Raw genomic sequence first — 16,224 nt, 5'->3', positions numbered from 1 at the left:
GCATGGATCTGATTGGACGGGCCTCTCACAACAGCACACAGCGGATGCAGCGCACGTTGGCCGATGAAGAACAGGCCGTTTCGATGCCATAACTTCGCGGCGATGCCGCGGGAAGGAACATCATGGGACAGAAAGTGTTGATTATCGGTTCGGGCGCACGCGAGCACGTCGTCGCTCAGACCCTGCTCAGAGGCGAAAGCGTGGATGACGTGGTGTGCGCTCCAGGCAACCCCGGAATGGAACGCGACGGCATTCGCACCACACAGCTCTCCCCCAGCAACCATGCAGCACTCATAGAATTCGCCAATGACAATGACATCGATTGGGTGTTCGTCGGGCCGGAAGTTCCTCTGATCGAAGGCATCGTCGACGATTTCGAATCAGCCGGAATCAAGGCATTCGGACCGAACAAGGCAGCTGCACAGATAGAGGGCTCGAAGGACTATGCCAAGCAGCTGATGGAACGCCACGGCATTCCCACGGCACGATATGAAACCTTCGAAGATTTCGAACGCGCCAGCATGTATGTCACCGAGCACGGCACTCCAATCGTCATCAAGGCTGATGGCCTGGCCGCCGGTAAAGGCGTGACCGTTGCCATGACCGATGCCGAGGCGCAGGAAGCGCTGAAGGAAATCTTCCTGGATCATCGCTTCGGCATCGCAGGTGCCAAGGTCGTTGTCGAGGATTTCCTCGAAGGGCAGGAATTCTCACTGATGAGCTTTGTGCGTGGCAATGAGTTCTGGCCGATGCCCATCTCCCAGGATCACAAGCGCGCCTACGATGGTGACGAAGGTCCTAACACCGGAGGCATGGGTGCCTATAGCCCGGTACCTCAAATCAGCGAGGCCAGCGTCAAGGCCGCCATCGACACGATCATCAGGCCGACCGTCGAGGCCATGGTCGATGAAGGCGTGCCATTCCAAGGCATTCTCTACGCTGGATTGATCGATACGGCGCAGGGTCCCAAGGTCATTGAATTCAACGCCCGCTTCGGCGATCCCGAGACGGAAGTCGTCCTGCCAAGACTTACCTCGGATCTGGGCGCTGGCATGTCTGCGATTCTCAATGGCGACGATCCCAGCTTCACCTGGGATGATGACTCCACGACCATCGGAGTAGTACTGGCTTCAGAAGGCTACCCAGAGCATGTGATTGCCGGCGCGCATGTGCCGGATATCGAACTGGACGAGAATGGCCACGTATACTACGCCGGAGTTTCGGGTGACGCAGATGGCAAGGGCGAGCTTATCGCATCTTCCGGTCGCGTGCTTCTGGTCGAAACGAAGGGCACAGATATCGCAGATGCGCAGAAAAAGGTCTATGCCGTGCTTGATGCCATCGATACAACCGGTCTGTTCTATCGTCATGACATCGGCAGCAAGGCGCTTGACGCCTAGGCACGTCTCTTCCGAAATCGCTTGGGAGACATCTGTCAGCACTATCCATAGTTCATTCAATAGTTCATTCAATGGCCTTTCAACGGGCTGTTCCATTGCCCGTTCCATGGATAGTGAAACCCATGAGTACTGCCACCAAGGGGTAGTACAATGTCCGATGTGATTCAGGAAGGCATGCGACGAACCAGGCGCGGGTTCGATTTTCAGCGCTTTTTGGTGACTGTTCTTGTCATCGCCATGCTTATTCTTGCCGCCCCTTTGCTGGACGCTACTGGTATCCCCGTTTCTTCAATTCTCTCGGGAGCCATCGGTCTGCTGCTGCAGGCTTTCCCTTTTCTGCTTATCGGCATTCTCGTGTCGTCTGGCATAGAAACCTTCATCACCAAGGACTTCATCGAACGGCATTTCCCACGCTCAACGGTCGGGGGCATGGTCATCGCCCTGTTCGCCGGCCTGTGCACGCCGGTATGCGACTGCGCGACGGTTCCAGTGTTCGCACGCATGATTCACAAAGGCATTCCTCTACCATCGGCAGTGGTGTTTCTCTGTGCGGCACCCATCATCAATCCCGTGGTCATCTGGTCAACCTGGTTCGCATTTCCAGACAAGCCTTCGATGACCATCCTGCGCTTCGTCTTCGGCATCATCGTTTCCACAATCATCGGACTGAGCTTCGTGGTCTTGCCCCATACGCAAGCCGTCCTGCGACCATTGACCGACGCTTCGGCTGTTCGGATGCACGACATGCATGGCATGGAAGGTATGGAAGGTATGGATACGCCTTCGCCATCGCATGAGCTCGACAAGGATTCCCTATCAGACACGCGCACACGAACACACACTCGCACTCGAGGATGGGAAGGTCTGAGAAGCTTCATGCAGCATGCCTACCACGACATGTTCCAGATCGTCCCCTACATGCTGATGGGCATCATGCTGGCCTCATGCATACGGGTTCTTGGCGGCTCAAACGTGCCCGGCTGGCTGCAGGACCGTGGGTCGATCATCGCCATCGCCTTCATGATGGCACTCGCGTTTGTGAGTTCATTATGCTCATCATCCGATGCCGTGATCGCCCGTGGATTCGGCACGATGTTCCCGGTTCCTGCCGTGCTGGGTTTTCTCGTATTCGGCCCCATTCTTGATGTGAAGAACATCTTGATGCTCAGAGCAATGTTTAGCAAACGATTCGTGCTGCGGCTGGCACTCACCACGATTGTCGTATGCTTCATCGCCATGGTCGTTCTTGCAGGAATCATGAGGCTGTAGCCATGCAAACCCAGCAATCTGACAAGCCCAACAAGCCCAATAAGCCCAATAAGCCCAATAAGCCCAACAGCATCGACATCATCCAGGGGGTGCTCTTCCTGCTGCTTGCCACTGCCATGGTCGCCTTCATCGCAACGGGACGCTACATCAACTATGTCACGCCGAGAACGGTGCCCTATGTCGTCGTCGCTGCCGTCGTGCTGGCTGCCTTCGGAGTCGCTTCCTGCCTGGGCATCTTTCATTCGACGATGAAGGCTCTGGCAAAAGTCGTGGTTGTTCTGGTGATCCCGACACTGCTGCTGGTATTGCCCGTTCAATCCAGCTCGGCCAGCAGCGCCGGACTCAACCGTGCCATCGCCATCGATGACAGTGCGTCCGCGCAGCTCAGCGGGCTGAACACGGCACAGAAGACCATAACCATCAATGATGACGAATTTGGCGCATGGTATGACCGCATCGATAGACATGCCCATGATTATCTCGGATACACCATCATCCTCAATGCCTCGGTCTCGAAGGACTCCTCCGTTGGAGAGCGCCAGTTCACCGCCTCTCGCATGCTCATGACCTGCTGCGTACTTGACATGACGCCCTTCGGTTTTGTCGTCAATGCCCCATCATCAACCATGCCGAAAGAAGGCGCATGGGTGAAAGTCACCGGCACCCTGGCGGAGGGATCAATCGGCACCGCAACACATAGCTATCAGGGTTTGCTGCTGAACCATGCGACGATTGTCAGCACGAGCGAATCAGGAACTGGATATTTCTATCATCAGTAGAGCTTGACCTTGAGCGGGCCACATCTCAAAGCCCGCCTGGGCCACTACTGTCCTGAAGAGGTATTGGCCGTCGCCTTGGATTCGGACGGCGATGCAGAAGGCGAGACAGCAGCAGCGGACTGTTTCTTGGCAGCAGCCTTCTCTTCGGCGAGCTGCTTGGCCGCTGCCTTTGCGGCATCGGACTTTGCGGTTGGCGTCGTCATGAAGTCGGTATCCTCGAGATAATGCTTGCCTGCGGTGATGTCATATTGAATCAGCTGATAATCGCGTACGAGCTGCTTCGTCTTGGCATCAAAGCTACGAGCATCCATAGGATTGCCTGCGCTGTCGAGATATATGGTCTGACCCTCAGGAATGCGATCCCATCCCTGAATTTTGTTCACGACGGGAGGCTCCATCGCAGAGATCTTGGAGTGCATGTCCGTGAGGAATGCGGTATAGGGAGAGACCTTGGCATTCATGTGTTCGGCGGACTGGGCACTGAAGAAATTCGGAGAGGTGTATGTGCTGTTGGCAATCTTATTGTCGTAGCTCTGCGAAGCCTTGTTCGACCAGATGAAATAGTCGGTCTCATGCAGGGCTATCGCATTGCTGGAATCGGCGCCTGCAGTCGTGTAGATGCCGGGAAGGTGGTCGCCGTAGAAGACGACGGTTACCGGCTTGCTCAACTTGTTGAGCGAGTCCAGCAGCTCCTGCGTCGATGAATCGGTATAGCTCATGCCCTTCGCATAAGTGTCTATCGCCAAGCTTTCATCGCTTCCCAGGCTTTCTGAACCCGAGGTCGCAGCAACATGGAACTGATTATTCGCATACCAATTGTTATACGGCATGTGGTTCTGCATCGTGACAATCTGCACGAACTGGTTGCTTGTGGTTGCCTGCATTTCTTCCAAAGCGCTCTTGTAGGCGGATTCGTCACTCACATAGGGGCTGCTGTCCAGCTTGTCCTGATATTTGATGATGTCAGGCTTTTCAAGGGTGTAGAAATTCGAGAATCCAAACTTCTTGTACACCGTCGAACGAGAATACATCGAGGACTCATACGGGTGGAAGGCCACTGAATTCTTGGAACTCCAACTCTGGTTGACTGAAGGCGTCCATGACAGCGATGGTATGAGCTGCTGGTATGGGCTGGTCAGCGATGAGTCGAAATTCGCCATGCTCATGCCAGTCAACGCTTGGAACTCAAGATTTGCAGTACCGCCACCGTATCCGCTGGACAGCATCAGACCACTGGTGGTTTTCTGCTTGATGGCGCGAATCTTCGGCATGGGATCCTGATCGATGCTCAGTCCTGGAACACGAGTCGGATCGGAGAATGATTCGGAAAGAATGTAGACGACGGAACTGTCGTTCTGATAATTCTTGCGCGTTTCATTGATGCTGTCCGCCTCTGCCTCATAACGTTTCGCAATGCGCTTCATGGTCGCCTGACTGTAGCCGTCTGGTTCCTCCATGACTTTGGGGTTCAGCTGACGCAGGAAGGCGATCAGCGTTCCATTGCGTTGAGCATCATAGACCGAATCCCACATCGAGGGAATATCGCCCATGAACTTCGACGTGGTATTCGCCCATGTGCCTACGGTTCCGACGCTGCCGGAGAACAGCGCAAAGATCAATCCGGTCACCAGAATGCCGCACACTCGGAAGGTGGCAGTCAACGCCCTGTTCTGTCCGTCGAAGATCCTTCCACGACGCAGATCCATATGATTGACGAAGATGCACAGACCGACGAGCGCGAGCAGTGCGATGATCGCCCAGAGAATGATCCATTGTGATCCGGCAGGAATGAAGGTCGCAACGGTTCCTGCATCTGAATGAAGAAAGTCCATGTCGGATGGAAGCACGGTCTCGTAGCGGGAGATGACTTTCATATGTTCGATGATGCCAAGAACTACACAGATGATGATGAAGATTGGCGAAGCTATCCAGAATCTATTGGTCAGAAACAGCAATATGCCGTATATCAGTCCAAGAACAATCAGATTCAGTATGAAGACAAATCGCAAATCAGTCCACATCGTTGAGATGAAGCCCCATAATCCGATCAGTGGACTCGAAAGGGCAACTCGTGAGCTCGATATGGTGACTGCCCACTGCAGGATGGAGACACCGACGATATCGAAGATGAGGAAGAGCGTCGCGTACGTCCAGTGAGAAAACCGGGATGCTCCCAGTGAAATCATTGGCTTTGGGCTATCGCTTTTTTCTGATTCATCTGATTCACCGCTTGACTGAGCGGATAACTGAGCGGTTGACTGAGCATGTCCCCATCCAAAAAACTTAGGCATAATCGATTATTGTCTCAAGCGTCCAAGACAACGATACGTGCAGAGTCCAGTCAATATGGTGGATGTGGTGGAAGTTTCATCGTTGCGCTCACCAGGGTGAACTTTTCCATTCGAAACCCGCTACTCTCTGCTAATGGGGCCACGAGGTCCGCGATGAGGGAAGGAATGCAATGCTTCACGATATAGCGAAGATACGGTTATTGAGTGGCTGGTTGCCCAGCTCCATACTCTGGATAACCATTGTCGGATTCGCAATCCTGTGCATCAGCCAGCTTCTCTCCTCCCGGCGGAACCCTGGCAGATTCACCGGTTTGCAGCGTCTGCTCATAGAAATCGCAGTTTCAGCAGTGAGCGCAGGCATTGGCTGGACCGCCACATGGCTGATCTCTGATGTATTCGTTGCATTCGGCGTTGGGCTGGGCTGGGATGTGATACGAAATGTGGCCGTTGGATTCGCGACTCTTGCCTTTGCCATTGCAACCTGCGTTCTTTCACGAAACTGGCGACGCACGCTCGCATGCTTGCTGATTCCCATTGCTGTGCTGAATACAGCCATACGAATCAATGCGGCGTATGGAGAGTACACCATCGTCGGCAGTGTGCTGGGTTTGCCGACGTACCCGCAATTGCAGCTTTCGCAGGTGCATAAGGCAACCATGAGCATGGCGCAGTGGCAAGCGCTTGCTGAAGCGGGCAAGACGCCGACGCATCCTAAAACCGGAAGTGACAGTTCGTTTGCGATTCCCGCAACCGTCTCTCACTTCCATGCCCGCGATGCTGACATCTATCTTCCACCCGCCGCCCTTGCGAACACTCCCCCACGGTTGCCGGTCATGATCATGCTCGGCGGGCAGCCTGGGAGCCCTGACCGCATGTTCACCGCCAGCGGCATATCGCGCGTCATGAACGAGTATGCGAGCGCACATGACGGCTTGGCACCCATCGTCGTCTCTCCCGACCAGAACGGCTCTGCGGAGCACAACACGCTCTGCGTGGATTCGCCAGTGTATGGGAACGCGGCAACATTCGTGACCAAGGACGTCACCTCGTGGATCAAGAAAAACCTGCCGGTCGAAACGGCCGCAGAGTATTGGACGATTGGCGGATTTTCACAAGGGGGAACCTGCACGACGCAACTCGGGCCACGAAACCCCAAGGTGTATGGGCATATGTTCCCTGTCGACGGTGAGATGCGGCCGTCGAATGGCAGCGAGTCAAGCATGATTCAACGGTTCTTCGGGGGGAGCAGAGCAGCGTACGAAGCTCAGATCCCCGTCAACGCCATCGCCAAGCATGCTCCTTCGACGCAGACGATGTTTACCGTGGCTGGAGAGCAGGATCCAGAATCGGTGCATAACATGAAGGTCATTGGTGCTGCAGCCCAGGATGCGGGAATGGATGTGCAGGCGGTGATCGCCAAAGGGTCAGGCCACGATTGGCATACGGTCAAGAATACTTTGGTACCGGGCATCTACTGGATATGTGCGCAGATGGGTCTTGACTCAGACAGCAAGCCGATCGGAGAATACTCGAATCTTATCGACGTCCAGCTCTGATGAACGCCTCTGAGGTTATGGTAGAGGGTAGGGAATGATGATGTGCATCAGCTTCGGCTCACTCCAGCATGCACATTCGAATATATAGGGGAAGCAATAACACATGTCAGAAACGGAAAGACACATGCCGCAAACCACGTCCGGGAGCACGGGATCAGAGCCTGCAGCACAACCGCCTGAGGGATGGCAGGGACTGCTGAACGATGCACGCCAATGGCTGCTCAACCATCAGCTTGCCGTATGGGTCACGAGCTGCGTTGCGTTGGTCAACATACTGTTCTGGCTGTGGAGGATTCTCTTCCGCATCCCGCAGAGCAGTCTGTATCTGTCCACGACCTATGACCAGCTCATGATGCATGGTGGTCGAATCGCCAATAGTGCGGTGGCTCAGAATCCTCCGAGCCTTGCGGCGCAGATGATCGGTCTGATAGCCACACTGTTCCTTTCGACAAGCATGTTTCGGATGATACTTGATATCATCATCATCTTCTGCATCTTCTCGATAGCGGAACCTCGACTGGGGCGCGCACGCACGCTGCTCACCTGTCTGCTTTCGGGTCTTTCAGGCGCGATTATCGGTCTGTTCCTGTGTATTTTCATCAATTGGCTTGGAGGCATGTGGCAAAGCGCCGCTCAGGCGCGCATGACGCTGAGCCCTTTGGTCATGAGCATTGGGGCGCTGATGGCAGCGAGCGCATTCAGCAGCTTCATCTGGAGGCGCAGAATCCGGCTGGTCGGCTATTCGGCCATTCTGATCGCACTGCTCTACACGGGAGATCCTGGCGACTACTGCTTGCTGGCAGCGGCACTTGTCGGTCAATTCATGGGGTACGTGTGGCATGGGCCGCAGGACAGCCGTGAACATTGGGCTTCAAGCAGCGCGCATGAACGACGGAGTCTGCTGACGTCGATCTCGGTCGTGCTCGCTCTGGGACCGATTGTGGCGACGATCTCACATGCCCATCACGGTGCTCTCAGCGCTCTAGGACTGCTCACCGGGCCCGGAACCATCAATGACGCTCGTCTGGTGGATTGCCTGAGAACATCCTCGCAGAGTAGCTGCTATCAGGAGTTCAACCTGTATCACATCTCGACTTCGGGAAGTATCATCCGAGCGATTCTGCCGACCATAGTGCTGCTTATCATCAGTTGGGGTCTGTATCGTGGCCGTCGCATTGCCGCATGGTCGGCGGTTGTCGTCAACGTTGGCATCGTTCTGTTCACGCTACTGTATTATTTGCTCTCCGCGATGCATGGCAGCTCTGCCGCGCTGCAACCTTATCGGCACGGTCTGTTGCCTTCGATGTTGACGAGCGTGCTTCCGCCACTGATTTTCGCAATAGTGATTCTCTACAGCATTCGACTATTCAACGTCCCTACCGAGCATGGCGCAAGCAGAAGAGGCATCACTTCAATCGTGATGACTGCGCTTGTTCTGAGCGTGTTCTATATCAGCTTTGGCCTGCTGAATCCATACGCGTTCAAGCCTGTTGCCGACTTGCCGTCATTGCTTTCACAGCTGCCTCAGACATTTATTCCGATGGGATTCTTGAATACCTCGCAGGCCGTGTTGCACACGGAAACCTTCGCGGCTGAGATCGTACGTCAGAGCATCGGCATCATTTTCTGGCTCGTGCTCATCATCGTGATGTCACGTTGGATGCGCACTTCGATTACCGAGAATTCAGAAGCTCGGAAGGCAGCCAGCGCACTTGTCGAGCTGGGCGGAGAATCGATGTCGTTCATGACCACCTGGGAGGGCAATAACTATTGGTTCTCTCCGACTGGCCGTTCTGCGGTTGCGTATCGTGTCGCTCATGGCATTGCGCTGACCACGACAGGACCTTTTGGAGATGCCAGCGAATATCTTGACGACCTGCAAGGCTTCACGCATTTCTGCTACGAACGTTCGCTGTCTCCCGTGTTCTACAGCGTTCATGATGCGACTCGTCAGGCGCTGCTGAGCCAAGGATGGTCGTCGATTCAGGTTGGCAGCGAAATGGTCGTCGATCCCCGCATCTGGCAGACCAAGGGAAAGAAATGGCAGGCCATACGAACGGCCATCAACAAGGCGAACCGCGAAGGAATCCGCGACGTCTATGCAAGCTTCAATGACAGTCCGCGCGACATTCAGTCCCAGATCATTGACATTTCAGACCAATGGGCAAATCTGAAGTCGCTGCCTGAGATGAAGTTCACCTTGGGTGGTGTCGATGAGCTCAGAGATCGCCGCGTCATGCTGCTCTATGCCATCGATGCGAACAATGTGATTCAGGGCGTGACGAGCTGGTTGCCCACGTGGCGCAATGGCCAGATTGTCGGATGGACGCTTGACTTCATGCGCCATCGGATTGATAGTCCCAATGGGATCATGGAATTTCTGATTGCACGCATGGCTGAACGGCTGCAGGAGGAAGGCGTTGCAGGATTCATGAGCTTGTCTGCCGCTCCCTTGGCTGGTTCTCCCGTTGAAGATGGTGCTGATTCAGCCGCACTGCACCATGCGCTGCAGATCGTTGCGGACATCATGGAGCCTTCGTACGGATTCAACTCATTGTTCCAGTTCAAGAAGCGGTTCCAACCGACCGAGGAACCGGTATACATCTGCTATCCAGACGTTTCACGACTTCTGCCTATGGGATTGGCAGTTTTGGAAGCATATTTGCCAGATTTGAAGCCTAGCCAGATCAGCAAGATGCTCAATCGCTGAAATATTGCAGAAATATCGCAAACCTCACCGCTATTCCTGGTCCTTTGAGATTGAGACTGCGAGTTTTGCGGCAATTACGCAGTATACATGTGCTGAATCGTTGAAATATCGTCGGTAAAAAGCCGATTTCACGAGCATATACTGCGCAATTGCCGCAAAACTCGTGAAATCGACGCACAACGACCGATTCACCTATGCCTATCTGTCCTGTTGACAGTCTTCGCAGAGGCCAAACATCTCTAAGGTGTGAGAGCTGACGGTGAAACCGTGGGCGGCTGCGGTCTTGCGTAGCCATGTTTCGTCTGGCGGCTCGATTTCAACCGTCTTGCCACACTTGGTGCAGACCAGGTGGTGATGATGGGTCGGATCGTCGCACATTCTGAACAGTTGAGAACCATTGAGCTGTATCGTGTCTGCGTGTCCTGCCTCAGCGAGCATGTTGAGCTGACGATAGACCGTAGCCAGTCCTATCGTGGAACCCTCATCCTCAAGCTGACGATGCAATTCCTGAGCCGTAACGAAATCCCCTGAAGCGTGCAAAGCCTTGCGCACTGCATCCTTTTGCCTCGTTTGTCGAATTACATGCCCAGTCATGACACTCCTTTAATAAGCTTTCCGCTCCAATGTAGCGCACTTGCAAGGAAGGAAGCAACGGACAATGCCTGAAGCGTATTGCAGACAGCACCTTCGCCGTCTGCAATATCGTAACTTCTGAAGGTTTCAGACAGTGTCAATCCTGCAGATCCGACCAGCAGCCTGTGGCTTCGAGTTCAGCTACCGCAGCATCCGTGTCTGAGGTGAGCACGGTGATATGCCCCATCTTTCGATTGTGCTTGACTTCGGCCTTGCCGTAATCATGCACATTCCATTCGGGATGGGCACCTATCAGAGCGCGCGTGGGAGCGACGTGCTGACCAAGGACATTCGCCATGACTGCTGGACTGAGCAGCTCTGGCTTGGGCAGCGGCCAGCCCGCGATTCCGCGAATATGAGCATCGAACTGGCTGATCGAGCATGCCTCAATCGTGTAATGACCGGAATTGTGCGGACGTGGGGCAAGCTCGTTCACGATCACCTTGTTGTCTTTCGTGATGAACAGCTCGATGGCGAGGGTGCCCGCCAGCTCGAATCCCTTGGCGAGTCGCAAGGCCAAAGCTTCGGCCTCCTGCGCGACTTCATCGGCGACGACTGCCGGAGCGATGGTCAGATGCAGGATATTGTGGCGATGCTCGTTGCGGACGATGGGGAAGGTAACGAAATCCTTGCCATTGCCGGAAATCAGGATCGATGCTTCGAACGCGAAGTCTACGAATCCTTCAAGAATCGAAGGAGGGAAGATGCCCGTATCCTGCTCGCGCTTGCGAACGATATCAAGATCGTCGTCGCTGTGCAGCACCAGTTGACCATGGCCGTCATATCCGCCTCGACGGGTCTTGAGCACTGCGGGATAGCCAAGATCCTTGATGGCCGCTACCAATTGATCGAAATCATCGACCTGTTTCCATGGTGCGGTCTGCGTGCCATGATCGTTGATGAACTGCTTCTCGAAGACTCTGTCCTGCGTCACGCGCAGCAAGTCTGTCCCTTGCGGAACGGCTGTTTTCCCACGAACCTCATCGAGGGCATCCGCATCGACGTTCTCAAACTCGTAGGTGAGCACATCGCTGCGTTCGGCAAGTTCATGAATCGCGTGCTTGTCGTCGTATTCGGCGACGATCTGGAAATCGCCAACCTGCGCTGTCGGGCAGTCTGGAGTGGGGTCGAGAACGCCAATGCGGAAGCCGTGATATTTGGCGGCAAGAGCCATCATGCGGCCCAGCTGCCCTCCTCCGACAATGCCGATCGTGGCACCTGGCTGCAACATCGTGACACTGCCCTTGGTTTCTTCACTTAAGCTCGGCATTTGACTCCTCTACCTTCTCCCTGAGCTCTTTACGGAATGCCGCGAGCGCGTCTGCCAAGGTCGAATCGCTGGTAGATAAGATGCTCACTGCAAGAATTCCTGCATTCGTCGCTCCAGATTTGCCGATGGCTGTGGTTGCCACGGGAATGCCACCCGGCATCTGCACTATGGAAAGCAAGGAATCCCAACCGCTTAGTGCGTGTGACTGCACAGGAACCCCGATAACTGGCAAGGTGGTCTGCGCTGCGATCATGCCTGGCAAGTGGGCGGCACCGCCTGCACCGGCGATAATGACCTTGAGTCCGTTGTCGCGGGCATTGTGCGCGAAATCAGCCATCAGATCCGGCGTGCGGTGAGCTGAAATGACTTGTTTCATGTATGGAATATGAAAATCATCAAGGATCTGGCATGAGTGCTTCATGGTTTCCCAGTCGCTTGATGACCCCATGACAACGGCAACTACAGGCTGATCAGTTGAAGGATGTGCTTCATGTTCATCCCGGTGTAATAACGACATTTGACCTCGCAATCCGAACGATGTAACCATGACTACTCTACGCATGAGTAAAGAAAAGCATGTGAACTACGTTCTGCAAGAAATGGTGACCCCGGTCGGGTTCGAACCGACGACCTTGAGATTAGAAGTCACACGCTCTATCCAACTGAGCTACGGGGCCAAACCAGAACTATTGTAGCCACACCCACGGATACTCGCTGCGCTCAGGCAGGAGGTCGCGTCGTGAAAGGCGCCGAAAGGCCGCATTTGTGGAAAACCGACTCCACGGCGTAAGGAGAGGCTGAGCTTGCCTAGCCGACAGTATTGCCGAAAATCTGGGCTTGCAGATCCTTTCTGGCGGTTTCCATCGTGGTGATGCTTCCCAGCAGCTTGAATTTTTCTTCGCCGTCGGGCAAGCGGTTCATGCGTGCCTTGGCGTATGCGATGCGTCGCATGAATCCCAGGTCGAGGAGCCTCACCAGAAGTTCCGAAGCGTATTGGGTTTCCGTATCGGTCGCTGGCCGCAACTGTACCGCGGCAGCATTGTGTTCCGGCTGGGTATCGTCGCTGCGGCTGGAAGCATTCGCATTGTCAGGCTGTGGCAAGGGCAGAGGCATCACGGCAAGCTCGTTGATAACCGGCTCGAGTGCAGGCCCTGCAGCCTTGATCAGGTTATGCATCCATAGCCCTTGTGGCATATCGTCTGCAGGAAGTCCGCCAACGGCTTCGAAAACCTGAAACAGCGAGCGGAACACGGGTGTGACAAAGCTTGCCTCCGACAGTTGCCCCGCCATGTCGGCATGTACGGCACGAGGTATCTGAATCAGCACGCCCATGAACTGCTGTTCGCACATGAACACGGCGTCGTCAATTTTGAAGTATCCCTGGCTGACGGCATCCTGACGCTGCACCGCCATGCGCTCTGACAATTCGGCATTGGCAGAAGCCTGCGACCCCCTGTCTGCCTCATGGCGATAGCGAGGTTCGCGCACTGCATACGCGTCTTCGTCATGCACGTGGGCCCTTCGGCGCGCCGCCATGGTTTCGCGAGACATCAGCTCGCTTTCCACTCCGATTCTTCGCGCCGCCTTGCGCGCATACATGTCTACCAGCGAACGGTCACGGATCTGCGCGATTATCGGTGCTACAGCCTTCAGCGCTCCCATCTGACCGGTCGTATATTCCGTGTCGAAAGCGTCAATGGCCGTATCGATGACGAAGTCATACAGCGGTTGAGGCTTTGCCACCAAAGCTCGTACCGCAGCATCGCCGCGCTGAATGCGCAAGTCACATGGATCCAGATTATCGTCGGCCACTGCCACGAAGGTCTGCGTCAGGAACGAGCCGTCCAGTCCAAAGGCATGCAGGGCCGCCTTCTGCCCCGCTGCATCGCCGTCAAAGGTGAAGATAACCCGCGACCCCTTCACAGGACCGATGAGCTGAATGCCTCCGAGAGAGTCATCGGCGATCAGACGCCGAACGATCTTTGCATGCTCCAGCCCGAATGCCGTGCCGCAGGTGGCGACCGCCGTGTCGATGCCGGCGAGATGGCACGCCATCACATCGGTGTATCCTTCGACGATAACGACCTGCCGTTTCTTGACGATGGCGGATTTCGCCAGGTCGATGCCGTACAGCACTTGATTCTTTCGGTAGAGCTGCGTATCGGGCGTATTGATGTATTTCGCCTGAATCGTATCATCGTCGAACAGCATGCGAGCGCCGAAACCCAACGTTCTCCCCGTTGAGTCACGAATCGGCCAGGTTGCACGACCGCGAAAATAGTCATAGATGCCGCGCTGACCTTGCCGTGCCAACCCCGCATCGAGCATCTCTTTCTGCGTGAACCCCTTGGAAGCCAGATGTCGCACGAGGTTATCCCAGCCGCGAGGTGCGAAACCGCATCCGAATCGCTCGGAGTCTGCCTGCGAAAAGTTGCGACCTCCCAACAGCTTTCTCGCTGCAAGCGCATCGTCGCTCATGATGTTCGAAACGAAAAAGCGCTGCGCCTCCTCGTTCGCTTCCAGAAGTCTTGACCGTGTAGAACCTTGCGGTTTCTGCGGTCCTTCTGAATCGTAATGCAGTTCAATATGGTATTTATCGGCCAGAATGCCAACTGCCTCGCCAAAGCCGACGCTTTCATGCTCTTCGACGTATCCAAAGACATCGCCGCCGCGCCCGCAGCCAAAGCAATGCCATACGCCCATCGAGGGCCGTACTGAAAAACTTGGTGTCTTCTCATCATGGAAGGGGCACAGTCCCATGAAGGTGCCTGCACCGGACGCTTTCAACGTCACATCCGCAGACACGATGTCATAGAGATCTGCGCTGGCGCGCACCTTTTCGATATCCTCGTTAACAATCATCCCTGCCATAGCACCTCACCTTAGCCGATGATTCGGATAGCGTTCGCTTGAGTCCGCCCGCTCCTGACCACGACTGTGCTCTTGCCAGTGCTCCTGCCAGTGCCCGATCTTCAGCGGTGAGCGGGCAGAAGCTTCAGTCGCACAGAATCGAATGGAGTGCCAAGGCGGAACCGTCGGTGAGGCTTGCCACCTGATCGATGGCGACCCTCAGCCGCTCGTCATCATTGGTCGCCTCGTTCCAGTCCTCAAGAAACACCGCTTCGAGTGCTTCCGATGGCTTGGGCGAGTCGCGCATCATCACGTCGACCAGGTCGGTCACGATACGCAGCTGTTCTGCATGAAATGGCTCGTGTTCACGCGGGGCCATCACAAAATAGACCGATATGCCCTTCAACGCCACGATTTCGTATGCCGTGTCTTCGGGAACGACCACGGATGCCGAATATCTGGTCAGATTCGCGTCACCATAGCGTTCTCGAGTCGCGTTTTCCACCGATCCGGCGAAACGCCCGATAAGAGCGCTGGTGATGTTCTTCAGCTGGGCGAGCGACTGCCTCGAACCGTTGTAATGAGCGGGGAAGAGTCGTTCCATACGCAAGCGTTGCAGCGCGTTGAGGAGTTCATCGGGATTCCACTGCTGCCCATACCAGTCTCGCGTCATCGCCACAATCTCATCGACGATGCGCGAATCCGCCAGACTGACAGGGTTGAAGTATGCGGAAACTATCGCATCCTCAACGTCATGTACGCTGTATGCGATGTCGTCGGCCAGATCCATGACCTGACATTCCATCGGGCGAGATTCCTTGGGTGCTCCCTGTTTCAGCCATTGAAACACATCGACATCGTCAGGGTATACGCAGAATTTCTTGCTTCGCTCCCCCTTCGGATGCTGGGCCGCCTGCGCCAGCGTCCACGGATATTTGACGGTGGCGTCAAGTGCGGCCCTGGTCAGATTCACCCCCGCGCTGCGACCATCGGGATGGAATATCTTCGGTTCGAGCCGTGTCAGCAGTCTGAGCGTCTGGGCATTGCCTTCAAACCCGCCTATGGAGTCGGCAATCTCCGCCAAAGCATGCTCGCCGTTATGTCCAAAGGGCGGATGGCCCAGATCATGTGCAAGACATGCGCAGTCCACGACATCGGGATCGCATCCGAGCAGTCCGCCTATCTGCCGCCCTATCTGGGCAACCTCCAAGGTGTGCGTGAGACGGGTTCGAGCGAAATCGTCGGTTCCGGCTACGAGAATCTGCGTCTTCGCACCCAATCTTCGCAAGGCCGAGGAATGCACGAGTCGCGCACGATCACGTTCGAATGCCGTTCGACTGCGGGATTTCGGTGGTTCAGGTGCCCATCGTTCCTCGTCATGGGCCGTATACCCTTCGGCAGTCAGCGCATCCGCTCTGGAAGGTTGTGACTGAACACTCACCTTATCATTCATCGCTTCTCCCGAA

At 55.3% G+C, this 16,224-nt stretch carries 11 protein-coding genes and 1 tRNA gene; 5 read left to right on the top strand and 7 right to left on the bottom strand.

Annotated elements, in window-relative coordinates; genetic code table 11:
* The first annotated feature begins 122 nt into the window (after positions 1-122).
* The 3 genes from purD (at position 123) to QN215_RS03835 (ending at position 3,448) form a co-directional block, all read left to right on the top strand.
* A complete protein-coding gene (gene purD, locus QN215_RS03845) occupies positions 123-1,400 on the top strand; it encodes a phosphoribosylamine--glycine ligase (RefSeq protein ID WP_369344789.1) in 1,278 nt (425 codons plus the stop codon).
* 150 nt (positions 1,401-1,550) lie between these two features.
* Positions 1,551-2,669: a permease gene (locus QN215_RS03840; protein ID WP_369344788.1), complete on the top strand. Its 1,119-nt coding sequence runs from the start codon at positions 1,551-1,553 to the stop codon at positions 2,667-2,669.
* A gap of 2 nt (positions 2,670-2,671) precedes the next feature.
* Positions 2,672-3,448, top strand: a complete 777-nt coding sequence (locus QN215_RS03835; protein WP_369344787.1) for a TIGR03943 family putative permease subunit — start codon at positions 2,672-2,674, stop codon at positions 3,446-3,448.
* 44 nt (positions 3,449-3,492) lie between these two features.
* On the opposite strand, the gene QN215_RS03830 is transcribed toward QN215_RS03835, so the two are convergent.
* Positions 3,493-5,634 (bottom strand): LTA synthase family protein, encoded by a 2,142-nt coding sequence (locus tag QN215_RS03830; RefSeq protein WP_369345053.1) that lies wholly within the window; start codon positions 5,632-5,634, stop codon positions 3,493-3,495.
* Positions 5,635-5,909: 275 nt separating this feature from the next.
* Here QN215_RS03830 and QN215_RS03825 point away from each other — a divergent pair, with 275 nt between their 5' ends.
* Positions 5,910-7,295, top strand: a complete 1,386-nt coding sequence (locus QN215_RS03825) for an alpha/beta hydrolase (protein ID WP_369344786.1) — start codon at positions 5,910-5,912, stop codon at positions 7,293-7,295.
* Positions 7,296-7,398: 103 nt separating this feature from the next.
* Positions 7,399-10,005, top strand: a complete 2,607-nt coding sequence (locus QN215_RS03820) for a bifunctional lysylphosphatidylglycerol flippase/synthetase MprF (RefSeq protein ID WP_369344785.1) — start codon at positions 7,399-7,401, stop codon at positions 10,003-10,005.
* Between the two features lie 198 nt (positions 10,006-10,203).
* Here the strand turns inward: QN215_RS03820 and QN215_RS03815 are convergent, their stop codons facing one another.
* The 6 genes from QN215_RS03815 to QN215_RS03790 form a co-directional block, all read right to left on the bottom strand.
* Positions 10,204-10,599, bottom strand: a complete 396-nt coding sequence (locus QN215_RS03815; protein ID WP_369344784.1) for a Fur family transcriptional regulator — start codon at positions 10,597-10,599, stop codon at positions 10,204-10,206.
* A 136-nt stretch (positions 10,600-10,735) separates the two neighbouring features.
* Entirely contained in the window at positions 10,736-11,908 is a 1,173-nt protein-coding gene (gene purK / locus QN215_RS03810; RefSeq protein ID WP_369344783.1) for a 5-(carboxyamino)imidazole ribonucleotide synthase, read from the bottom strand.
* Complete coding sequence (gene purE, locus QN215_RS03805; protein ID WP_369344782.1) at positions 11,892-12,425, bottom strand: 5-(carboxyamino)imidazole ribonucleotide mutase; 534 nt, start codon at positions 12,423-12,425, stop codon at positions 11,892-11,894. The genes purK and purE overlap by 17 nt, the downstream gene beginning before the upstream one ends.
* Before the next feature lie 83 nt (positions 12,426-12,508).
* A tRNA-Arg gene (locus tag QN215_RS03800) sits at positions 12,509-12,585 on the bottom strand.
* 130 nt (positions 12,586-12,715) lie between these two features.
* A complete protein-coding gene (gene dnaG, locus QN215_RS03795; protein WP_369344781.1) occupies positions 12,716-14,779 on the bottom strand; it encodes a DNA primase in 2,064 nt (687 codons plus the stop codon).
* 124 nt (positions 14,780-14,903) lie between these two features.
* On the bottom strand, positions 14,904-16,211 hold the full coding sequence (locus QN215_RS03790) for a deoxyguanosinetriphosphate triphosphohydrolase (RefSeq protein WP_369344780.1): 1,308 nt from the start codon (positions 16,209-16,211) through the stop codon (positions 14,904-14,906).
* Positions 16,212-16,224 lie beyond the last annotated feature (13 nt).

Origin of the sequence: Bifidobacterium sp. WK041_4_12 (assembly GCF_041080795.1) — a bacterium.
Classification (GTDB): Bacteria; Actinomycetota; Actinomycetes; order Actinomycetales; family Bifidobacteriaceae; genus Bombiscardovia; species Bombiscardovia aquikefiricola.
The sequence above is the reverse complement of the archived record's forward strand: the minus strand, read 5'-3'. Positions and strand labels throughout refer to the sequence as shown.